This is a genomic window from Desulfonauticus sp., assembly GCF_055126295.1.
The window spans coordinates 1-22,499 of the sequence record NZ_JBSRHE010000023.1 but is presented as its reverse complement, the minus strand read 5'-3'; the positions used below and the strand labels follow the sequence as shown (position 1 = coordinate 22,499).

At 40.0% G+C, this 22,499-nt stretch carries 16 protein-coding genes, 3 tRNA genes and 2 rRNA genes; 19 read left to right on the top strand and 2 right to left on the bottom strand.

Annotated elements, in window-relative coordinates:
• Both ACTCIM_RS10710 and ACTCIM_RS10705 read left to right on the top strand, forming a co-directional pair.
• A partial coding sequence (locus ACTCIM_RS10710) for a CoB--CoM heterodisulfide reductase iron-sulfur subunit A family protein (protein ID WP_472315551.1) occupies positions 1-970 on the top strand: 970 nt, incomplete at its 5' end.
• Positions 971-1,173: 203 nt separating this feature from the next.
• Positions 1,174-1,548: a PilZ domain-containing protein gene (locus ACTCIM_RS10705; protein ID WP_029966886.1), complete on the top strand. Its 375-nt coding sequence runs from the start codon at positions 1,174-1,176 to the stop codon at positions 1,546-1,548.
• Here ACTCIM_RS10705 and ACTCIM_RS10700 read toward each other — a convergent pair whose 3' ends face one another.
• Positions 1,549-2,646 (bottom strand): VOC family protein, encoded by a 1,098-nt coding sequence (locus ACTCIM_RS10700; RefSeq protein ID WP_464280036.1) that lies wholly within the window; start codon positions 2,644-2,646, stop codon positions 1,549-1,551.
• A gap of 168 nt (positions 2,647-2,814) precedes the next feature.
• Between ACTCIM_RS10700 and ACTCIM_RS10695 the strand changes: the two genes are divergently transcribed.
• Genes ACTCIM_RS10695 through argH form a run of 4 tightly spaced genes read left to right on the top strand, consistent with a single transcriptional unit; the run spans position 2,815 to position 8,936 of the window.
• Positions 2,815-5,409, top strand: a complete 2,595-nt coding sequence (locus ACTCIM_RS10695) for a M16 family metallopeptidase (RefSeq protein ID WP_472315549.1) — start codon at positions 2,815-2,817, stop codon at positions 5,407-5,409.
• A 13-nt stretch (positions 5,410-5,422) separates the two neighbouring features.
• Complete coding sequence (gene argF / locus ACTCIM_RS10690) at positions 5,423-6,319, top strand: ornithine carbamoyltransferase (RefSeq protein WP_029966891.1); 897 nt, start codon at positions 5,423-5,425, stop codon at positions 6,317-6,319.
• A gap of 19 nt (positions 6,320-6,338) precedes the next feature.
• Positions 6,339-7,526, top strand: coding sequence for an argininosuccinate synthase (locus ACTCIM_RS10685; protein WP_029966895.1), 1,188 nt, complete (start codon positions 6,339-6,341; stop codon positions 7,524-7,526).
• Between the two features lie 9 nt (positions 7,527-7,535).
• The gene (argH, locus tag ACTCIM_RS10680; RefSeq protein WP_472315547.1) at positions 7,536-8,936 is read left to right on the top strand and encodes an argininosuccinate lyase; all 1,401 of its coding nucleotides are present in this window, start codon (positions 7,536-7,538) and stop codon (positions 8,934-8,936) included.
• On the opposite strand, the gene ACTCIM_RS10675 is transcribed toward argH, so the two are convergent.
• A tRNA-Sec gene (locus ACTCIM_RS10675) sits at positions 8,921-9,014 on the bottom strand. The genes argH and ACTCIM_RS10675 overlap by 16 nt on opposite strands.
• 167 nt (positions 9,015-9,181) lie before the next feature.
• On the opposite strand from ACTCIM_RS10675, the gene ftsH reads away from it, so the two are divergent.
• The 13 genes from ftsH to ACTCIM_RS10610 all read left to right on the top strand — a co-directional run.
• Positions 9,182-11,059 carry an ATP-dependent zinc metalloprotease FtsH gene (gene ftsH / locus ACTCIM_RS10670; RefSeq protein WP_472315545.1) on the top strand — a complete coding sequence of 626 codons (1,878 nt, stop codon included), beginning with the start codon at positions 9,182-9,184 and terminating at the stop codon, positions 11,057-11,059.
• Positions 11,060-11,073: 14 nt separating this feature from the next.
• Complete coding sequence (gene folP / locus ACTCIM_RS10665) at positions 11,074-11,934, top strand: dihydropteroate synthase (protein WP_472315543.1); 861 nt, start codon at positions 11,074-11,076, stop codon at positions 11,932-11,934.
• The gene (cdaA, locus tag ACTCIM_RS10660; RefSeq protein WP_029966912.1) at positions 11,921-12,676 is read left to right on the top strand and encodes a diadenylate cyclase CdaA; all 756 of its coding nucleotides are present in this window, start codon (positions 11,921-11,923) and stop codon (positions 12,674-12,676) included. Before folP ends, cdaA begins: the two co-directional genes overlap by 14 nt.
• Entirely contained in the window at positions 12,664-13,581 is a 918-nt protein-coding gene (locus ACTCIM_RS10655; protein WP_472315541.1) for a CdaR family protein, read from the top strand. The genes cdaA and ACTCIM_RS10655 overlap by 13 nt, the downstream gene beginning before the upstream one ends.
• Positions 13,582-13,586: 5 nt before the next feature.
• Entirely contained in the window at positions 13,587-14,936 is a 1,350-nt protein-coding gene (gene glmM, locus ACTCIM_RS10650) for a phosphoglucosamine mutase (protein WP_464280028.1), read from the top strand.
• A gap of 15 nt (positions 14,937-14,951) precedes the next feature.
• Entirely contained in the window at positions 14,952-15,824 is an 873-nt protein-coding gene (gene galU, locus ACTCIM_RS10645) for a UTP--glucose-1-phosphate uridylyltransferase GalU (protein ID WP_472315540.1), read from the top strand.
• Entirely contained in the window at positions 15,812-16,546 is a 735-nt protein-coding gene (locus tag ACTCIM_RS10640) for a hypothetical protein (protein ID WP_472315538.1), read from the top strand. The genes galU and ACTCIM_RS10640 overlap by 13 nt, the downstream gene beginning before the upstream one ends.
• Positions 16,547-16,549: 3 nt before the next feature.
• Positions 16,550-18,832: a replication restart helicase PriA gene (gene priA, locus ACTCIM_RS10635; RefSeq protein ID WP_472315536.1), complete on the top strand. Its 2,283-nt coding sequence runs from the start codon at positions 16,550-16,552 to the stop codon at positions 18,830-18,832.
• Between the two features lie 10 nt (positions 18,833-18,842).
• Positions 18,843-20,216 (top strand): asparagine--tRNA ligase, encoded by a 1,374-nt coding sequence (gene asnS, locus ACTCIM_RS10630; RefSeq protein WP_464280025.1) that lies wholly within the window; start codon positions 18,843-18,845, stop codon positions 20,214-20,216.
• A gap of 188 nt (positions 20,217-20,404) precedes the next feature.
• Positions 20,405-21,968: ribosomal RNA gene (locus tag ACTCIM_RS10625) — 16S ribosomal RNA — on the top strand.
• An 89-nt stretch (positions 21,969-22,057) separates the two neighbouring features.
• Positions 22,058-22,136, top strand: a tRNA-Ile gene (locus ACTCIM_RS10620).
• A 17-nt stretch (positions 22,137-22,153) separates the two neighbouring features.
• Positions 22,154-22,229: transfer RNA gene (locus ACTCIM_RS10615), tRNA-Ala, on the top strand.
• A gap of 114 nt (positions 22,230-22,343) precedes the next feature.
• A 23S ribosomal RNA gene (locus ACTCIM_RS10610) occupies positions 22,344-22,499 on the top strand; the annotation flags it as partial.

Here is a 22,499-nt window from a genome sequence, read left to right as displayed (position 1 = left end):
GGCCACTGGTTTTAAGGTAATGGAAAAGGATTGGTTCAAGGAATTTGCACCCAAATCTCCCAATGTAATTACTGCCTTGCAACTGGAAAGGCTTATTTCTGCTACTGGACCTACTGGTGGAAAGCTGCTTCGTCCCTCTGATAATGAAAAGCCTCATACTCTTACTTTTATTTCCTGCGTTGGTTCCAGAGATGAAAAGTATCATACCTATTGCTCTGGAATTTGTTGTATGTATATGCTTAAACAGGCCAGATTACTTAAAGAAAAGTATCCAGATTTAAACATCAATATGCATTTTATTGATGTGCGTACTCCTGGTAAGGATTATGATGAATACTATGTTGGTGCTCGCAAGATGGGTATCAATATTTTTAAAGGCAAGGTAGGAGGTTTGGAGATTTTGCCTGGGGATAGACTGAGAGTACTTGCCTATGATATGGAGCAAAACACACCTATAGAATATGAATCTGATTTGGTGGTTTTGGCCACAGCTGTAGAAACTCCTGAAAGTACTCAAAAGCTGGCCCAGACTCTGGGCTTACAGTTCTGTGGTTCTAAATTCCTTAAAGAACTCCATCCCAAATTAGGTCCGGTGGAAACCTCTGTAGAAGGAATTTTTATTGCTGGTTGTGCCCAGGGACCAAAGGACATTCCTTACTCTGTTGCCCAGGGTAAGGCTGCTGCTGCAGTTGCTGCTGTACCTCTGGCTGAAGGCAAGGTAAAAATAGATCCTATGATTTCTGAGGTAAATACAGAAAAGTGTAGTGGTTGTGGTATTTGTGTTCCTCTTTGTCCTTATGGAGCCATCTCTCTCAAAGAAATGGGAGGTAATTTTAGGGCGAGTATTGAACCCAGTAGTTGTAAGGGCTGCGGGGTTTGTGCTTCTGCCTGTCCTTCCCAAGCTATTCTTTTGCATGGTTTTGATGATGAAGCTATTTTTAGTCAAATAGAGGCATTGTGCACATATTAAATGAAGTTTGTGCTTTGGGATTAGATTTTAAAAAGGGGCTCTAAAGAGCCCCTTTTTTGTTTTAGCAGGTTGAGATTACCTCTTAATTGGGGACGGGTTAAAAAAGTTATAAACTTAGAACAAAAGAGGAAAAGAAGAATAGTCCTTGTCTATTTAAAGAAAAATAGGTAGAAGTAGATTAAAAAACTTTTAAGGAGTAGGCTATGCAGGAAAAAAGGCGTAGACTCAGGATAGAGCTTGCTTTGCCAGCCTGGATATATGTAGAAGGAAAAAGGATTAAGGCTCAGACTGAAAATATCAGTTTAAAAGGGGTATTGCTTAAGTTTGGAGAAGAAAGTTATCCCTTTAAAAAGGGTGAGAAGTACACTTTACTTCTTTCCCCAGGAGGAGGAGTGGAAATAAAGGTGCTTACGAAATTGGTTGCTTTGAATGAAAGAGGAGGAGCCTTTGACTTTTTAAAAATGGACGAAGTTTCCTTTAACCACCTTTATAATATTATTCGCCTTTATGCTCCTGATCCAGATGAAGTAAAGGCAGAGCTTCTCAATCCTGCTTTTAATATTGAAGAACTGGATTAATTATAGCTGTTTTTCTGTTGCTTTTGTAAGAGAAGTAACATTACTTTTTGTAAAAAAGCCTTTAAAGTCTCCAAATCTCTTAATGTATTCGTTTACTAAAAAAGTATAGGCTGAAGGGCAAGAGAAGGTTTGTTTTAATCCTTCTTCTTCAGAACCTACTAAATCGATTAAAAAACTTAATCCGTCTTGTTTTAAATTTTTAAATACTTCTTCTATATTTTCAGTATAAAAAGCCAGGTGATGCACTCTAGGCCCATAATAATGGATAAAACCTTCAGTAGGTCCAATTATTTCTTTGCTTTCCAGCTTTTGAATTCCAGAAGTAAAGACCAAGGCAAAATCCTTTTCTGATAATCTAGTTACAGAGGTGATGGAGTTTAATTGGTTTACATAAATGGCAAAATCAAAGTTATAATTGGTTAGACTCATAAATTCTAAAATAGCTTTATTGCGCCATATGGCTTTTACTCTTGTAGCTGCATGGTCCAGCTTGCCTATGTATTTAAGGTAACTACGCTGTGGTTTGGTAAGGTTTAGCTCCAAGTCTTGGTCTGTATCCAGGCGGTATGATTTTTTATTTTTCCACTCCATAAAGCCAAGAGAATTGTTGGTATAAGCAGAAGGATAGGTTTTAACATATTTGAAGTTATTATTTTTTATCCTTTCTTCAAACTTTATTCCTGCTTCTTCCTGAATAGTGGTGTACTTGTCTAAATCTTCTACTTTAAAAATAAAGGTTTCTAATCTAGTATTAGGTAAGGATTGGGTTTTGGGATATAGGTTTAAATTTTGGTTGGGTCTGGGAGTGTTATAAGCTGTAATTAAAATGTCTGCAGAGCCAGGTAAAGACAGTACAGAGCATTTTCTATGTTGATTGAAAAAACTGTCTTGAATATCATATCCTGTATAGTTTAGAAGCTCTTGTATTGCCTTAAAAAAGTTGTCTGGCTCTACATTTATGATAATGGCTTCCAGGCCTTTTACCAATCCATCTAATCCAAGTTTTTTCCTTTGTTCTTGTATTTTATTAGCCTGAGCTATTAATTCTTTCTCACTACTTTGAAATTCTTCTTGGGCCAGTTCAAAATTGTCCACCATGAATAACTCCTTGAGTTTAATTTTATAATAATTAGTAAATAAAAAATATTTTTTTTGTAAAGAAAAAGTTTGCTAAAAGGGGCAGAGCTTTTTTTTGACATTTGCTACTTAAGGGAATAAACTTTAAGTTTAAACTTTTGCTGGCAAGAGCTAAAGGAGGCTCTTAAAATGTTAAAAAGAATTCTGGGAGTTTGGCTGGTAGCTATTATTTTAAGTTTAGGTGGAGTTAGTATGGCTGCAGAATTAGTGGTTTTACCCAATGGCTTAAAGGTACTTGTTCAGGAAGATAATCGTTTTCCCCTGGTTTCTGTGCGTCTTTTTGTGCGTACGGGATCTGCCTATGAAGATCCTAAACAGGCAGGTATAAGTCATCTTTTAGAGCACATGGTGTTTAAGGGTACGGAAAAGAGAAAAACAGGCGAAATAGCAGAGGCCATTGAAAGTAAAGGTGGATATTTAAATGCTGCCACTAGTTTTGACTATACTGTGTATGTGATGGACATGCCTGCCAAACATTGGGAACTTGCCCTGGAAGTACTGGAGGATATGATTTTTCATTCCCGCTTTGATGAACAAGAACTGGAAAAGGAAAAAAATGTTGTCCTGGCAGAATTGGAGCGAGGTGAAGACAATCCTGGACAAAAATTATTTAAAACCATTCAAGCCAAGCTTTTTCAGGGTTCTCCTTATGCCAGGCCAATTATTGGGTTTGTTGATAGTGTAAAAAGCATTACTGCCAGGGATTTAAAAAACTATATTCAGGAGCATTATCAACCTTTAAACATGCTTCTGGTGGTATGTGGTAAGATTAAAAAGGATGAGGTTGTTAAGGCTGCGCAAAAATACTTTGGGAAGTTAGAAAATAGAAAATCAGAGGTTTTATTTTCTCCTCAACCTCTGGATCAGCCTGTAAAGCCAGTGGTAGAGGTGGTGCAGGGTCCCTGGAAAAAAGTTTATGTGGATATAGGTTTTCCTGCTCCTTCCATGCACAGTAAGGATGCCCTGGCTTTGGAAGTGCTGGCTTATTTGCTGGGAGGAGATAAGACTTCCTATTTTTATCGCCTGTTGAAGTACGAAAAAGGGCTGGTGGACGATGTTTCCAGCTCAAGCTTACTTTTGGACAAAAGAGGAGCTTTTTACTTTAGTGTTAGTTTGGATCCAGATAAGGTGGATAGTTTTTGGAGTACCTTTTTACAACATCTTCAGCATTTAGATTGGAGCCTCATAGATGAAGTAAGGTTAAAGCAGGCTAAATTAAACCTGGAAAACGACTTATTGCAGGCCAAAGAGACCCTGGGAGGCATTGCTTCCAAGCTGGGCTATTTTCAGTTTTTTGAAGGAAGCTTTCTGGCAGAAAACGCTTATCTGCAGGCCTTACAGGGTATTACTCTTGAGGATTTAAAGAAAGTTTATCAAACCTATTTGCAGCCAGAAAGGTTGGTGGCAGCCTTTCTTTTGCCTAAAGAAGTAAATTTAACTGCAGATTATTTTTTGAGTAAAATCAAGGTATCTCCTGCTGTAACTCCAAAAGCTGTTTCTGCCAGAGGCCGCAATCAAAGGGTTCTGGATCTGGGATTGGGGAGAATGCTGGTGGTGGAGCAGGACTCAACCTTGCCCTATACTGCCCTAAATATAAGCTGGAAAGGTGGGGACAGTTTGCTTACTCCAAAAGAAGCTGGATTGGCTGTTTTAACTGCCAAGGCTTTATTAAGAGGCACTTCCAAGCATTCTTTTCTAGAAATACAGGATTTTTTGGCCCTTAGAACCAGCGATTTAGAAGCAGAAGCAGGTCGCAAAAGTTTTTCCTTAAAGGCCAAATTCCCTTCTAAATATAGTGAGGATATTTATGCCCTGCTGGAAGAAATTATTTTGGAACCAAGTTTTCTGGCTGAAGAAGTAGAAAAGTCCAAATTGGAGCAGATTGCTGAAATAAAAGAAAAAAAGGATAGTCCTGTAGGATTGTTGTTTAGAGAATTATTTCCTTTTCTCTTTAAATCTGGCCCCTATTCCTTTTATCACTTGGGTCAAGAAGATAGAGTAGCCAGGTTTTCAGTGGAACAGGTTAAAGAGTTTTGGGAAAAACAAAAACAATATCCTTTTATTATTTCTGTATGTGGAGATGTAAGCGAAAAGGAACTGGATAATTTTGTGCAAAAAATACGGGAAAAACTACGTCCTTCCCAAAAGATAGAGGATTCCTTTTTGTGGACCAGGGAAAAAGAACTGGTTTTGAACTTGCCAGAGAGGAATCAAAGTCATTTGCTCCTGGTATTTCCTGTACAGGGCTTAAAGTCTACAGACACTCCTGGCTTAACAGTTTTAAACCGTATGTTAAGCGGGCAGTCAGGTTTGCTTTTTCAAAGGTTAAGAGACGAACAAGGCCTTGGCTATAGCGTGACCTCTTTTCTCTGGCAGTCTTCTAAAACTGGCTTTTTGGCCTTTTATATTGGCACTTATCAGGGTGAAGAAGATAAGGCCCTGGAGGGTTTTAAAGAGGTGATTGCCCAGTTAAAGCAAGGTCAATTCAGAGAAGAAGAAGTTATTCGGGCTAAAAATGTGTATGAAGGAAGTTATTATCGCAACTTACAGTCTTTGGGGAGCAGGGCTAGAGAAAAGGCAGAGCTTTGGTTACAAGACCTTAATTTTGATTTTAGAGAAAAGATGATTCAAGAGGTCAACAAGATAAGCAAAGAGGATATTGTACAAACAGCTTCCACTTACCTGGACTTTAGTAAAGCGTATTTACTGGAAATAAAACCATAAGGGGAGAGATAGAATGCGTCATTTTCTTTCTATTCTGGATTTGAAGGTACAAGAGGCTCAGGATTTAGTAAAAAGAGCTTTAGAAATGAAAACAACAGATTATCGTTCTGATTTGCTGGCTGGCAAGGTCCTGGCTCTTATTTTTGAAAAGTCTTCTACTCGGACCAGAGTTTCTTTTGAGGTTGGAATAAGTCATTTAGGCGGTAAAACTATTTTTATGACACCTAGAGATTGTCAGCTGGGAAGAAGTGAACCTTTGCAGGATACAGCCAGGGTCCTTTCCCGTTATGTTCAAGGCCTGGTAGTACGCACCTTTGAACAGGAAAAGTTGGAACTTTTGGCTTCCTTTAGTTCCATCCCCATAATCAATGCCTTGACTGATCTTTATCATCCCTGCCAGGTCATGAGTGATTTATTGACCATTTATGAAAGAACTCCAGATTTTTCTCAACTGAAAATAGCCTGGATTGGAGATGGCAATAATATGGCTCATTCCTGGATAAATGCTGCCATTTATTTTCCCTTTCAGTTAAATATTGCCACTCCTAAAAAATATGCTCCAGATGGAGATATCCTGGCTAGAGCCTTGAGTATGGGGGCAAAAGTTTATTGTACAGATGATCCTAAAGAAGCAGTTGAAGATGTGGATTATGTTAATACAGATGTTTGGGCTTCTATGGGGCAGGAAGAAGAAGCAGAAATACGCAAAAAAATATTTGCTCCCTATCAGGTAAACAAAGAATTGCTTTCCAGAGCTAAAAAAGAAGTAAAGGTGATGCACTGTTTACCAGCGCATAGGGGAGAGGAAATTACAGAAGATGTACTGGAAAGTGAAATGTCTATAGTTTGGGATCAGGCAGAAAATAGATTACACATGCAAAAGGCTATTTTAGAACTTCTTTTTTCTTAAAAAGTGAGGTGAAGAAAGTATGAGTAAAATAGAAAAAGTTGTTTTAGCATATTCTGGAGGTTTAGATACTTCAGTAATTTTAAAGTGGATAAAAAAAACTTATCAGTGTGAAGTAATTACCTTTACTGCTGATCTGGGGCAGGAAGAAGAGCTTAGTGGCCTGGAGGAAAAGGCTTTAAAGACAGGAGCAAGTAAGGTTTATATAGAAGACTTGCGTGAAGAGTTTGTAAAAGAATATGTTTTTCCCATGTTCAGGGCCAAAGCTATTTATGAAGGTCGCTATCTTTTGGGCACTTCCATTGCAAGGCCGCTTATTGCCAAGAAGCTGGTGGAAATAGCCAGAAAGGAAGGTGCCCAGGCCATTGCCCATGGAGCCACTGGCAAGGGTAATGACCAGGTACGTTTTGAACTTACAGCCATGGCCCTGGCCCCAGAGCTTAAAACCATTGCTCCCTGGCGAGAATGGGATTTGAATTCTAGAAAGGCTTTAATAAGTTTTGCCCAGGAAAATGGCATTCCAGTACCTGTGACCAAAGAAAAACCCTATAGTTGTGATCGTAATTTATTACATATTTCCTTTGAAGGCGGGGAGTTGGAAGACCCCTGGCTGGAGCCTGGAGAAGGCACTTATCTTTTAACCGTACCTCCTGAAAAGGCTCCTGAACAGCCAGAAATTATTACCCTGGAATTTGAAGCAGGCAATCCTGTGGCTTTGAATGGAAAAAAACTATCTCCAGCTAATCTACTAAAAGAACTGAATGTATTGGGAGGAAAGCACGGTATAGGTCGTATTGATATGGTAGAAAATCGTTTTGTAGGGATGAAATCCAGAGGAGTTTATGAAACTCCAGGAGGCACTATTTTGTATGTAGCTCATCAGGATCTGGAGGGTATCTGTCTGGATCGAGAAGTATTACACTTAAGAGATAGCCTGGTGCCTAAATATGCAGAAATGGTGTATAATGGTTTCTGGTTTTCTCCAGAAAGAGAAGCTCTCCAGGCTTTTATGGATAAGACTCAGGAGAAGGTTACAGGAGAGGTGCGCTTAAAACTCTATAAGGGTAATGTATATCCTTTGGGCAGGCGTTCTCCTTATAGCCTTTATAATCCAGAGTTTGCCACCTTTGAAGCAGACGAGGTTTATAATCAAAAAGATGCAGCAGGTTTTATTAGATTGCAGGGTTTAAGGTTATTAGCCAGAAAATAAGGGTAGAATATGAGTAAACAAAAGAAGCTTTGGGGGGGAAGATTCAAACAAGAAACCCTTCCTTTGGTGGAAGAATACACCCAGTCTGTAGAGTTTGATAAGGAACTATATTTAGAGGATATTAAGGGTTCAATGGCCCATGCCAAAATGTTGGGCAAGGTGGGCCTGCTTAGTGAAGAGGAAGTGCAAGCCATTTTAAATGGTTTGGAACAGATTAAAGCAGAGATTGAAAGTGGTCAGTTTGCCTGGTCCAAAAAGCTAGAAGATGTGCACATGAATATAGAGCAACGACTAACTGAACTCATTGGAGATGCAGGCAAAAAACTCCATACAGGTAGAAGTAGAAATGACCAGGTGGCTTTGGATTTCAGGCTTTTTGTGGATAAATGCTTAAGTCAGTGGCAGCAGGCTTTAACCTCACTTATTGCTACTTTAAATACCATGGCCAAAGAGCAACAGGAAACACTTTTGCCTGGCTATACCCACCTGCAACCTGCCCAACCTGTTTCTTTGGCTCAGCATCTTTTGGCTTATGCTCACATGTTTAAAAGGGATTACGAGCGTATTGTAGATGTAAAGCAAAGAGTGCGGGTGTCTCCTTTGGGTGCAGCTGCTCTGGCTGGCAGCACCTATTCTTTGAATCCCTTTTTAGTAGCTCAAGAAGTGGGATTTGAACAGGTATTTGCCAATAGTATGGATGCAGTTTCCGATCGAGACTTTGTAGCAGAGAGTTTGTTTGTGGCTACTTTGATTCAGATGCATTTAAGTAGATTGTGTGAAGAAATTATACTTTGGGCAAATCCCTGTTTTGGCTTTGTAAAACTTCCTGATGAATATGCTACAGGATCCTCTATTATGCCTCAAAAAAAGAATCCAGATGTAGCTGAAATAATGCGAGGTAAAACTGGAAGGGTGTATGGCAATTTAATTGCCCTTCTAACTATTTTAAAAGGATTGCCTCTTACTTATAATAGGGATTTACAAGAGGACAAAGAGCCCTTTTTGGATACGCATAAAACCATATATAATTCTTTAATTCTTATGAAAGGGATGCTGGCCAAGATAGAATTTAATGCCCAAAATATGTTTTTAGCCTTAAAGAAAGGCTATTTAAATGCTACAGAACTGGCAGACTATTTAGTTTTAAAGGGAATACCCTTTAGAGATGCTCATCATATTACTGGTAAATTGGTAGGCATAGCCGAAGAAAAGGGAGTGGGTTTGGAAGATCTGGAATTAAAGGAAATGCAGGCAGTGTGCCCTCAAATAGAGAGTGATGTTTTTCAAGTGCTTGATTATAGACAGGCTGTAAAAAGAAGAAATACCCCTGGAGGAACTGGTCCTCTTTCTGTGAGTAAGCAAATTGAAGAAATAGATAAGTGGTTAAAAGAAAATGGCGGAAGCGTATAGGAGTCGAACCTACCGACGACCTTTCGGCCGTCCACTGGATTTGAAGTCCAGGCGCCACACCGGTGACGATACGCTTCCACCGTCAAAACTCCTTTCTAACAAGATGGTTTTTTTTTGGCAAGTTTTAATTTTTTAGTTTTTTTAGTTAGATATGGGAAATTAAAGAAACTCTTTTCCCTTCATGGACAAGGACAAGCAAAGTGTTTATAGGAAAATTTTTAATAAATTAATTGGATGGAGGTTAAATGAATAGCTTTTCCAAGAATTTAGTTCTCTGGATAGTTATCTCCTTGGTAATGGTGGTATTATTTAACTTGTTTAATCAACCCCAGGCTGGGCAGTTGAAACTAACCTATTCTGACTTTGTGCAAAAGGTAGAACAGGGAGATGTTTTAGCAGTTAAAATCCAGGGTGATAAAATCAATGGTGTTCTCACTGATAATCAGCGTTTTTTTGTTTATAAAACAGACGATCCCGGTCTAATAAAGTTGTTATTAGCCAATAAGGTGCAGGTAGAAGCCCAACCTCAGGAAGAGACTCCCTGGTATGTGTCTGTTTTTGTTTCCTGGTTTCCCATGATCTTGTTAATAGGCGTATGGATCTTTTTTATGCGTCAGATGCAAGGAGGCGGAGGGAAAGCGCTTTCTTTTGGCAGGTCTAGAGCCAAGATGATTACTCAGGAAGAGATTAGGGTTACCTTTGCAGATGTGGCTGGAGTGGAAGAAGCCAAGGAAGAACTACAGGAAGTGGTGGATTTTTTGAGTAACCCCAAAAAATTTACCCGGTTAGGAGGCCGTATTCCCAAAGGTGTACTTTTAGTAGGCCCTCCAGGAACGGGTAAGACCTTGTTGGCCAAGGCTGTAGCTGGAGAAGCTGGAGTTCCTTTCTTTTCCATTTCTGGTTCAGAATTTGTGGAAATGTTTGTGGGTGTGGGTGCTGCTAGAGTAAGAGACCTTTTTATTCAGGCTAAGAAGCATGCCCCCTGTTTGATTTTTATTGATGAAATTGATGCTGTAGGTAGACAAAGAGGAGCAGGTCTGGGTGGTGGACATGATGAGCGAGAACAGACCTTGAACCAGTTGTTAGTAGAAATGGACGGTTTTGAATCCAATGAAGGTGTTATTTTGATTGCAGCTACCAATAGGCCAGATGTTTTAGACCCTGCTCTTTTGCGTCCAGGGCGTTTTGATAGACAGGTGGTTGTGCCCAATCCTGACCTTAATGGCAGAAAAAAGATTTTAGAAGTGCATGTGCGACGCACTCCTATAGCTGAGGATGTGGACTTAGAAGTTATAGCCAGGGGAACCCCTGGGTTTTCTGGAGCAGACTTAGAAAATCTGGTCAATGAGGCTGCCTTACATGCAGCTAAGCTGGGTAAAGATAAAGTTGATATGGAAGACTTTGAACAGGCCAAAGATAAGGTGCTCATGGGTAAAGAAAGAAGAAGTGTGATTTTAAGTGAAGAAGAAAGAAAAGTTACAGCTTATCACGAGTCAGGACATACTCTGGTTGCCAAGTTTTCTCCCAAGGCAGACCCTGTGCATAAGGTTTCCATTATTCCTAGAGGAAGGGCTTTGGGCGTTACCATGCAACTACCCATTGATGATAGGCACACCTATTCCAAGACCTACCTGGAAAGCACCCTGGCCGTACTTTTGGGTGGTAGAGTGGCAGAAGAAATTGTTTTTGGAGAACTGACCACTGGAGCAGGAAATGACATTGAAAGGGCCAGCAAAATGGCCAGACGAATGGTTTGCGAATGGGGTATGAGTGAAACTCTAGGCCCACTTGCCTGGGGGGATAATTCCCAGGAGGTGTTTTTAGGTAGAGATTTAGTGCATCACAAGGATTATAGTGAGGAAACAGCCAAGCTAATTGATGCTGAAGTAAAGGCTATTGTGCAAAAGGCTTACCAGAGAGCCAGGACCATTTTGGAAGAAAATTTAGATACCTTGCATGCCCTGGCTAAAGCCCTTTTGGAAAGAGAAACTTTAAGTGGAGAAGAAGTGGATAAGATTTTAAAAGGAGAGTCTTTAGATAAGGTCAGTCTTGAAGATGACCCAAGTGAAGAGAATAAACAGGAACAAGACTCTTCAGGCAAGGAGGATTTTGAAATTTCCTAAAGAGGTAGGGAGAAGTGGAAGGTACAAAAAAGAAAAGTATCTGGAAAACTTTAAGGGGTAGCCTGAAGCCTACCCCTTTTTTAATTGTAGGCATCCTCAATGTAACTCCAGACTCCTTTTATGATGGAGGAAAGTATTTTGACCCTACGCAGGCTTTGGCCAGGGCTGGAGAAATTTTATCTCAAGGGGGAAATATAATAGATGTGGGCGGGGAAAGCACCAGGCCTTTTTCTCCCCGGGTATCCTTGGAAGAAGAGATAAAGCGAGTGATTCCTGTAGTGCAAGCTATTAAAGAGAATTTACCTCAGGCAGTGATTTCTGTGGATACCTATAAAGCTGAAGTGGCTAGAAGGGCTTTAGAAAAGGGTGCTGAAATTATCAACGATGTTTCTGCCTGCACTTTTGACCCTTCTTTATTAGAAGTTGTAGTGGAATATAAGCCTGGTTATGTTTTAATGCATAGCCTGGGACGGCCAGAAACCATGCAAGAAAATCCGCATTATGAAAATGTAGTAGAGGAAATATATGCTTTTTTCGAAGAAAAATTAAATTTATTGGTAAAAAAAGGTCTTCCTGAAGAAAACATCGTCCTGGATCCAGGGATTGGTTTTGGCAAACTCCTGGAGCATAATTTAGCTATTTTGGCCAATATAGAAAAGTTTTTTTCCTTGGGCAGACCCCTTTATGTGGGGCTTTCCAATAAATCCATGTGGGAAAAGTTGCTAGGACTTAAAGTAGGAGAAAGACAAATAGCCACCCAGGTAGCTACAGCGCTTTTGGCTCAAAAAGGTGTTTACATTCACCGCGTTCATGAAGTAAAAGAAACCAAAGAAACCCTGACTATAGTTGAAGCTTTGAAAAATGCCAGTAATTGAATTCGGACACTTCACTGTTTCCTGGAGAGATATTGTAGATATTCTTATAGTTGGATATCTCTTTCACCTTATTATTCTCCTAGTTAAAGGTACAAGGGCTGTATCAGTAATTTATGGTTTGTTTGTTGTTATTTTATTTTATTATTTATCTGGAGAATTTGGATTTTATACTTTGCATTGGCTGTTGGGAAACTTCTTGGGTTCTATCTTTTTGGTTGTAATAATTCTATTCCAGAAAGATATACGAAGAGCATTGGCTGTTGTAGGGGCTAAAGGATTGTTTGCAAGGGAAAAATTAGAAGAGGAAGTATTAAATGAATTGGTTTTAGCTGTTGTAAAAATGGCAGATAAGAGAATAGGTGCGCTAATTGTTCTAGAAAAAAATATTCCTTTAGGAGATATTATAGAAAGAGGAGTAGAGATAAAAGCTAAAATAACCAAAGAATTACTTATGAGTATATTTTATCCTGGTTCACCTTTACATGATGGCGCTGTAATTATACGCCAGGGAAGGGTGGAGGCCGCTGGTTGTGTGTTGCCTTTGGCTGTAGGTATAAGTCCCAGAAGTGAACTGGGTACTAGGCATAGGGCTGCTATTGGAATAACTGAGGAAAGTGATGCCATTTCTATTGTGGTTTCAGAGGAACGAGGAGCTATTTCTGTAGCTATTGGGGGTAAACTTACCTCTGCCTTGGATGAAGTAAGGCTTAGAAGAGTAATTCAAAATGCATGGCAACGATAACAATGAAAGATTGGCAATATAGATTACTGGCTCTTATTTTAGCTGTTTTTGTCTGGTACTTGGTAAGTGGTAGAGAAAAGGTAGAATATTGGGTAGAAGTACCTTTGGAAGTAGTTTCTTTACCTTCTGATATGGTTATTATTGGAGGATTACCTTCTAAGATACAGGTAAGAGTTAGAGCAACTCGTACTGTACTAGAGAGATTACAACAGGAAAAATATAGTTATAGATTGAATTTATCTGATTTGTCTATAGGCTCTCAAGTAGTTATTTTAGAAAGTAAATATTTAAAGTTTCCACCTCCTGTTGAAGTAGTATCTATTCTTCCACCGCGTCTAGAATTGGACATAGATAAGATTATGAAGAAAAATGTTTCAGTGGAAGTTGTTTGGAAAACAAATTTTAAAAACTTTGCAGAATATTTTGATTTAAAAGAAATCTCTTATAATCCTCCAAAGGTTTTGATTTCTGGACCTAGCAGAATAATAAAAAATATAGATAAATTAAAAACAAAAGCTATTGAAATAGATCCTTTAAAAAATAAAATATATAGACAAAATGTTCCCTTAGATCTGGATGAACAAATAGAATCTGAAGTGGGTAGTGTAGACGTATATTTAGCAGTAGTTCCTAAAAGAAAGGAATTATGGCTGGTTAGAACCATTCATTTTTTAAATCCTGCTAAGAAGAAATTTAAACTCTTATCCTCAACTAAGAAATGCAAACTAAAGCTAGGCATACCTCTTTACTTATGGAAAAAAAATAAGTGGAAAGAGAATTTTCAGGTGTTTGTGGAAATACCCAAAGAAAAAGGAGAATATGAGCTTCCTGTTCAACTAAAGGCTGCGCAAGATATAGTTGTTTTAGAAAAAAAGCCTTCTATGTTAAAGATTAAGGTGGAGTAAGAAAGATGGGAAAACTTTTTGGTACAGATGGAATTCGAGGACAGGCAAATATTTTCCCAATGCTTCCAGAAATTGCTTTAAGGGTTGGTTTGGCTGCAGGTCAGATTTTTAGAAATGGTGCCAGAAGGCATAGAGTGGTAATTGGCAAGGATACCCGTTTGTCTGGGTATGTGTTTGAAAGTGCTCTTACTTCTGGGTTTTGTGCCTCTGGTATGGATGTTTTTTTGGTGGGTCCCATGCCCACTCCAGCCATTGCTTTTCTGACCAGAAATATGCGCGCAGATGTGGGTGTGGTTATTTCTGCTTCCCATAACCCCTATATGGATAATGGGATTAAGTTTTTTGATAGCAGGGGATTTAAGCTTTCTGACGAAGTGGAAGAGGAAATAAGCAGGTTGGTTTTATCTCCAGATGTGGAGTGGGAAACTCCCAACTCAGATCTTTTGGGCAGAGCTTTTAAAATAGAAGACAGTCCAGGACGTTATATTGTGTATTTGAAAAATACCTTTCCCTGTGAACTTAGTTTAGATGGTTTAAAAATAGTTTTGGATTGTGCTCACGGAGCAACCTATAGAGTAGCTCCTTTAATTTTTGAGGAACTGGGGGCCAAGGTAATCAAGCTGGGTGTTGACCCCAATGGTTTAAATATAAATAAAAAATGTGGTTCTCTTTATCCTGAAGTAGCTGCTGAAAATGTTCTGGCTACAGGAGCAGATGTGGGCTTTGCCCTGGATGGAGATGGAGATAGGCTAATTGCCATTGACGAAAGGGGTGAGGTTCTGGATGGGGACCAGATTATGGCCATTTGTGCCAATTATTTGCTGACAAAAGATCTCTTACCCCAAAAAATTCTCGTAGCTACAGTGATGAGTAATGTGGCCCTGGAAATATTTATGCAGAACAAAGGTGGAAAGCTGGTCAGAACTCCGGTTGGAGATCGCTATGTGGTAGAGGAAATGGTAAAAGGAGGCTATGTCCTGGGGGGTGAACAGTCAGGCCACATGGTCTTTTTGGAGCACAGTACCACTGGGGATGGCTTGTTAACTGCTTTGCAGTTGCTTAAGATTATGCTGGAAACAGGGAAATCCCTTTTTGAATTGAAACAGATTTTACAACCCTATCCTCAAGAATTGCGTAATGTTCATGTAAAGGAAAAGGTGGATTACAGTCAAATTCCTGAGTTAAATAAGGCTTTGAAGGCTGCGGAAAAGGATTTAGCAGGAAAGGGAAGAGTGCTTTTGCGCTATTCTGGGACAGAGCCAGTGCTTAGAATAATGGTAGAAGCAGAGAGTCCAGATTTGGTTGAGAAGTGGCTTAACTATCTGGTAGAGGTAAGTGAAAAATATTTGGCTTAACCAAGAGGAGGAAAAATGAATATAACCAAAGTAGTTATCCCAGTAGCAGGGTGGGGAACAAGGTCTTTGCCTGCTACCAAAAATATTCCCAAAGAAATGCTTCCTGTATACAAAAAGCCAGCTGTCCAATATGTAGTGGAAGAGGCCATGCAAGCAGGTCTTACAGATGTAGTGTTTGTAAACAATCAAAATAAAAGGGCCTTGGAAGACCACTTTGATCGCAACCTTTCTCTGGAACTGGTCTTAAAAAGAGCAGGGAAAAAAGATTTACTGGAAGAGGTGTTAAGAGTCTCCAATATGGTTAATATTATTTCTGTTCGTCAAAAAGAACAGTTGGGATTGGGACATGCAGTTGCCTGTGCTCAAGAAGTGGTAAAAAAGGAACATTTTGCTGTTTTGGTAGGAGATGATTTGATTTTTAGTGCTGAGCCTGCCATTGCCCAACTGGTAGAAGTGGCCAAGACTGAACAAATGCCAGTGGTAGGAGTAATGGAAGTACCTAAGGAAAAGGTTTCCAATTATGGTATTATTGGCGGAGAGGAAATTTCTCCAGGTCTTTTTCGAGTAAAAAAGCTGCACGAAAAACCTAGACCAGAAGAAGCTCCTTCACGTCTGGCTGTGGTGGGAAGATATGTTTTGCCTCCAGATATCTTTAGTTATCTGGAAAAGGTGCAACCTGATTCCCAGGGAGAATATCAGCTAACAGATGCCTTACACTTTTTGGCCAGGGAAAACAGACTCTTGGCTGTAAAGGTAAGTGGCAGACGCTTTGATATTGGAGATTGGGTAGACTATCTTACAGCCAACATTTACTTTGGGCTAAAGGATGAAGAGTTAAAGCAAGAACTGACAAAAAGCCTGAAGGAGCTTTTGGCTTGCTCAAGTTAAAAAGGTTGTTTTTTATCCTGATATGTTTTTTTAGCTTGGTAATTACAGCTAACACTGCCAGGGCTTTTTTGCCTTCTTTAGAAACCATAGAGCAAGCCTGGCAGGAAAACTATTCCAGCCTTGAATCCTTTGCCTGTTTAATAACCTGGAAAAACTATCCAGACTTAACCACCAGAGTTTGGTTTAAAAAGGGAAATACCCTGGTTGAATGGGGAATAAAAAAGGAACAGGAGCAAATTTTTGGAGCAGTTTTATTTCAAAAGGAGCAGCAAGTTCTTTCTAGTTTTGACTTCACCTCTCCTTTACCCTTTGTGGTGTATTTTTTTTATTCCCCTGCCAAGTGGAAGCAACTTGGAGTGGATATTGAGAAAAGCAGATATGTTTTTTGGCAGGATAAACCTGGCTTGGAACTGGGAAAAGGTACACGAAGGGTTTATTACTTGAATGAATATTTTTATCCTTTGGGATTTAGTCTCGATGATGTTACTTTGATCTGGAAAAATTTTGTTTACCTGGGTAATTTCTATCTCCCAACCCAGGGCATTTTTATAACTCCCTGGGCTAAAGAAGAATTTTCTTTACAATGGGGAAGCTTAAATTCTTTGAACAATAATTTTTATTTTGAAACTAGCTATTTTCAAAAGAGATACTCTTCTTTGGGGTCACAAATTCCTGTTAAATATAATCCCTTATTTAAAAATATCCTGATTTTTCCCTTTTAATAGATGAATGTTGTTGATGTCTATATTTTACGAAACCCTTATGGTATTTTTAGGTACCAGGTTCCTGAAGTATTTAATTTTTCTCTGTTTAAAAAGGGTATTAGAGTATTAGTTCCTTTTGGAAAAAATAATACTTTAAGTTTAGGTCTGGTAAAAGATAAGTTAACCCTTGAAAAGAGTGATATTGAATTAAAGAATATTTTTTTTCCTCTAGATTACCATTTCTTTAATGAAGAACAAATTTTCTTAGCTGAAGATATTGCCAAACGCTACTTATGCTCTCCAGGGAAAGTTATTGCTTCCATAATTCCAGGTTCTTTAAAAAGAACTCCCCTTTCTATACAATGCATATTGTCTCGTTGCAATTTAAAATCCTTAACAAAAGATAGCTCCAGATATCTACAACTGGTAGACTTATGGAATTCTGGAAAACTTATAGATCTAGTTCATAAGGATTTAATATTTTTAGAAAATAAAGAATATGCACTATCTTCATTTAAAAAGCAAGATAAGGATTTAATAAGTCTACTGCTTGAGGAAGAAAAAACATTAAGTTTTTTATTACAAAAGTTTAGTAAGAAAAAAATTATCTCTTTTTTACAAAATGATTTTGTAAAAATAAAAAAGAATGAAGATAATATTGGTTTTAAATTTGAAAAGTATACTTTGAACTCTACTCAAAATGAAATAGTAAATAAAATTAGCCAGGGTATTGAAAGTAAAAGCTTTAATTCACATTTAATCCATGGTATAACTGGTAGTGGTAAAACCTTTATTTATTTTGATCTTATTCGAAGGACACTGCAGCAAAAAAGAAGTGTTTTATTGCTCTGTCCTGAAATTGCTTTAGGTCTATCCATATTTAAGAGAGTTAAAGATATTGTTTCTTTTCCACATATTTACTTTTATACAGGAATCAAAAAAGATAAGGAAAAGAGAGAGATATTTTTGAAGGTCCTAAATAATATTAGTGTTGTAGTTGGAACGAGGTCTAGTGTTTTTTTACCTTTTAAGAATCTTGGTTTAATTATAGTAGATGAAGAGCATGTTGAGAGTTACAAGCAAGAACAGGGTGGATTTTTTTATCAAACCAAAGAGATTGTGCATTTTTTAGCCAAGAAAAATAAGGCTACACTGGTCTTAGGAAGTGCAACTCCAGATGTTAAAACCTATTATGCTGCTGAAAATAAAATTTTAGACTTACATATCCTGGATAAAAGATTTGGTAAAAGTGTTTCACCTGTAGTTAAAATATTAGATAAGAATAAAGAAAAAACAGTAGAAGGAATATTTACAACATATTCCTGGAATAAGCTAATTGAGTATATAAACTCTGATGAAAAAATAATAATTTTACATAATAAAAGAGGTTATGCTCATATTCTATATTGTACTCAATGTGGAGAGATAGTTAAATGTAGTAATTGTGATGTTACTCTTACCTATCATAAAAAAGAGGATAAACTTTTATGTCACTATTGTGGAAATGTTTTAAAAATGTCAGCAGTTTGTCCTAAATGCTTGTCTTCTTCTTTTAAATACTATCAAGAGGGTACTGAAAAAGTAGAGGAAATTATTCAAAGGAACTTTCCTCAGCTTGGAGTATTACGTTTGGATAGAGATGTTATAAAAAAGGAAGAGGATTTAAAACAGGTATTAAAAGAGTTTGAGCAAGGCGAGGCCAAAATTTTAGTTGGAACTCAGATGTTGAGTAAAGGGCATGACTTTTCTCAAGTAGGTTTGGGTATAGTACTGGATGGGGATTTTGGGTTATCTTTCCCTGATTATAGGGCCACTGAAAGGATGTTTCAGTTGTTGGTGCAACTTATAGGTCGAGTTGGGCGAAGGGATAAGCAGGGAGAAGTTTTGATTCAGACCAGAGACCCACAACATTTTTTTTGGGATTTAGTAAAAAAAGAGGACTATGAGGGGTTTTATAAACAGGAGATAGAGAAAAGGAAAATCTTTTCTTATCCTCCTTTTGTAAAATTGGGGTTAATTAAAGTTACTTTTCCCAAATCCTGGGCTCAAGAAGAGGAATTTTTAGGAGAACTAAAAAAATATTCTCAGTTGCTTGGTTTACAGTTTTCTGGCAAGGTGTTGGGACCTGTTCCGGCTATAATCGCTTATCTCAAAAAGCGGCAACGATATCATTTGTTATTAAAGGCAGATAACTGGTTGGCAATTAGAAAATTTTATTTTGATTTGGGGCAAAGATTAAACAAATTTCTTAAGTCTGGTAAGGTAAAACTGGACTTGGATTTAGATCCTTTAAGTATTTTGTAGGAGGGTGTTTATGCGCTTGAAGGTAAAAGAAGCCTTAAATGCTTTGGAAGAAAAACAGGGAATTGTCTTAAAAGGTTGGATAAGGACTAGAAGAGACTCCAAGGGATTTTCCTTTTTAGAGATAAATGATGGTTCTTGTTTGAAAAATATTCAGGTGGTTTTAAATTGGGAGAATATAGAAAAAGAATATCTTGCAAAGTTGACCACAGGTGCTTCTGTGGTGGTAGAGGGAGACTTGGTTGAATCTCCGGGCAAGGGACAAAAGTGGGAAGTTAGTGCCAGGACAGTGCTTTTGGTAGGAGAGGCTCCTGCTGATAGTTATCCTTTGCAAAAGAAGCGTCATAGTGACGAGTTCTTAAGGACCATTGCTCATCTTAGGCCCAGGACCAATAAGTATGGAGCTCTTAACCGGGTTAGGTCTGCTTTAGCCTTTGGGGTGCACAAATTTTTTCAAGAGAGAGGATTTTTTTATGTACATGCACCCATTATAACTGGTTCTGATTGTGAAGGGGCAGGGGAAATGTTTACTGTTACTGCCTTGGATTTAAAATCACTAAAAGGTAAGGTGGATTTTAAAGAAGATTTTTTTGGTCAAGAAGCCCATCTTACTGTTTCTGGACAGCTAGAAGCTGAAATTTTGGCCTGTGCCCTGGGAGATGTCTATACCTTTGGGCCTACTTTTAGGGCAGAAAATTCCAATACTCCCAGGCATGCTGCAGAATTCTGGATGATAGAACCAGAAATGGCTTTTGCTGACTTAAAGGATGACATGGACCTGGCTGAAGATATGCTCAAGTGGCTGGTTGGTTATATCCAGGAAGTGTGTAAGGATGAGATAGAGCTTTTTGGGCGTTTTTTAGATAAGGAGTTGTTTGCTCGTTTAGAAAGCGTACTCCAAGAGCCTTTTGCTCGCATCAGCTATACTGAGGCCATAGAATTACTTAAAAAGGCTAAAAAGGATTTTGAATATCCGGTGGAATACGGCCTGGATTTACAGACTGAGCATGAGCGTTATTTGAGCGAGGAGTATTTTAAAAAGCCTGTATTTGTTTTTGACTATCCCAAAGAAATAAAGGCCTTTTATATGCGTTTAAATGATGATGGTAAGACCGTGGCTGCCATGGACTTACTAGTGCCCAGAGTGGGAGAACTGGTGGGTGGTAGCCAAAGAGAAGAACGTCTGGATGTCCTTGTTGCCAGAATGAAGGAACTGGGACTTTCTGAAGAGGATTACTGGTGGTATCTGGACCTACGTCGTTTTGGCACTGTACCTCACGCAGGTTTTGGACTTGGTTTTGAGAGGCTCATTATGTTTATTACAGGAATTAGCAATATCCGAGATGTTATTCCCTTCCCCAGAACTCCTAGAAATCTGGAGTTTTAAAGAAGTTTTTAATTTTTATTTTTTTTTGCTTGACAAAGAGGCGGAAATATATAAAAAGCTTCCTCCTGCCGCGATGGCAAATTGTTCTTTAGACAAAAAAAGATTTAAAAAAAGATGAAAGAAAAAGTTGACAGAGAAGGTTAATCTGATTAAATAGATTCTTCTCTTGAGGCGAATAAGAAAATTCTTTACTGGAGGGTTTGATTCTGGCTCAGAATGAACGCTGGCGGCGTGCCTAACACATGCAAGTCGAGCGAGAAAGCCACCTTCGGGTGGTGAGTAAAGCGGCGCACGGGTGAGTAACGCGTGGGTTATCTACCTCTAGGACAGGGATAACACTGCGAAAGCGGTGCTAATACCTGATAAGCTAGTCAATTATTAAGTGGTTGGCTAGGAAAGGGTGGCCTCTCGGAGAAGCTACCGCCTAGGGATGAGCCTGCGTCCCATTAGCTAGTTGGTGGGGTAATGGCCTACCAAGGCTACGATGGGTAGCCGGCCTGAGAGGGTGACCGGCCACACTGGGACTGGAACACGGCCCAGACTCCTACGGGAGGCAGCAGTGGGGAATATTGGGCAATGGGGGAAACCCTGACCCAGCAACGCCGCGTGAGGGAAGAAGGCCTTCGGGTCGTAAACCTCTGTCAGGAGGGAAGAACCCTTGGTGGTCGAACAGGCTACCAAGCTGACGGTACCTCCAGAGGAAGCACCGGCTAACTCCGTGCCAGCAGCCGCGGTAATACGGAGGGTGCGAGCGTTATTCGGAATTACTGGGCGTAAAGCGCGCGTAGGCGGCATGGCAAGTCAGGTGTGAAAGGCCACGGCTTAACCGTGGGACTGCACTTGAGACTGCTGTGCTAGAGTTCGGTAGAGGGTAGTGGAATTCCCGGTGTAGGGGTGAAATCCGTAGATATCGGGAGGAACACCAGAGGCGAAGGCGACTACCTGGGCCGATACTGACGCTGAGGTGCGAAAGCGTGGGGAGCAAACAGGATTAGATACCCTGGTAGTCCACGCTGTAAACGATGGACACTAGACGTTGGGTGGTTAGATCCGCTCGGTGTCGAAGCAAACGCGATAAGTGTCCCGCCTGGGGAGTACGTCCGCAAGGATGAAACTCAAAGAAATTGACGGGGGCCCGCACAAGCGGTGGAGTATGTGGTTTAATTCGATGCAACGCGAAGAACCTTACCTGGGCTTGACATCCCGCGAACCTGCTGGAAACAGTGGGGTGCCCTTCGGGGAACGCGGAGACAGGTGCTGCATGGCTGTCGTCAGCTCGTGCCGTGAGGTGTTGGGTTAAGTCCCGCAACGAGCGCAACCCTTGCCCTTAGTTGCCATCGGGTAAAGCCGGGCACTCTAGGGGGACTGCCGAGGTTAACTCGGAGGAAGGTGGGGACGACGTCAAGTCATCATGGCCCTTACGCCCAGGGCTACACACGTACTACAATGGTGGGTACAAAGGGTTGCGAAGCCGCGAGGTGGAGCTAATCCCAAAAAACCCATCGTAGTTCGGATTGCAGTCTGCAACTCGACTGCATGAAGGCGGAATCGCTAGTAATCGCGGATCAGCATGCCGCGGTGAATACGTTCCCGGGCCTTGTACACACCGCCCGTCACACCACGAAAGCCGGTTCTACCCGAAGTCAGTGAGCCAACCCATAAGGGAGGCAGCTGCCGACGGTAGGGCTGGTGATTGGGGTGAAGTCGTAACAAGGTATCCGTACCGGAAGGTGCGGATGGATCACCTCCTTTATAGAGAAAGAACTCACCACACTCTCGCTATTTAATTATGAAGAGCAAGGAATAAGTTCTTTGAAAAGGAGTTAAGATAGGGTTTAGATGGGCCTATAGCTCAGTTTCGGTTAGAGCGCACGCCTGATAAGCGTGAGGTCGATGGTTCAAGTCCATCTAGGCCCACCATAAGTGGAGGAGTAGATGGGGGTGTAGCTCAGCTGGGAGAGCGCCTGCCTTGCACGCAGGAGGTCATCGGTTCGACTCCGTTCACCTCCACCAGGAAGAGAAGGGTTTAGAATGGAGTATCTAGGTGTAGACTTAGGTACTTCAGATAAGCCTAGAAAGGGTTCATTGAGAATTAAATAGGGGTAAAAAGGGAAGAGCGGGAAAATAGGTTAAGATATTAAGGGCAATCGGTGGATGCCTAGGCGCCAGGAGGCGAAGAAGGACGTGGGAGGCTGCGAAAAGCCTCGGGGAGCCGCCAAACAGGCTTTGATCCGGGGATTTCCGAATGGGGTAACCCACCTGGAGTCATATCCAGGTATCCCG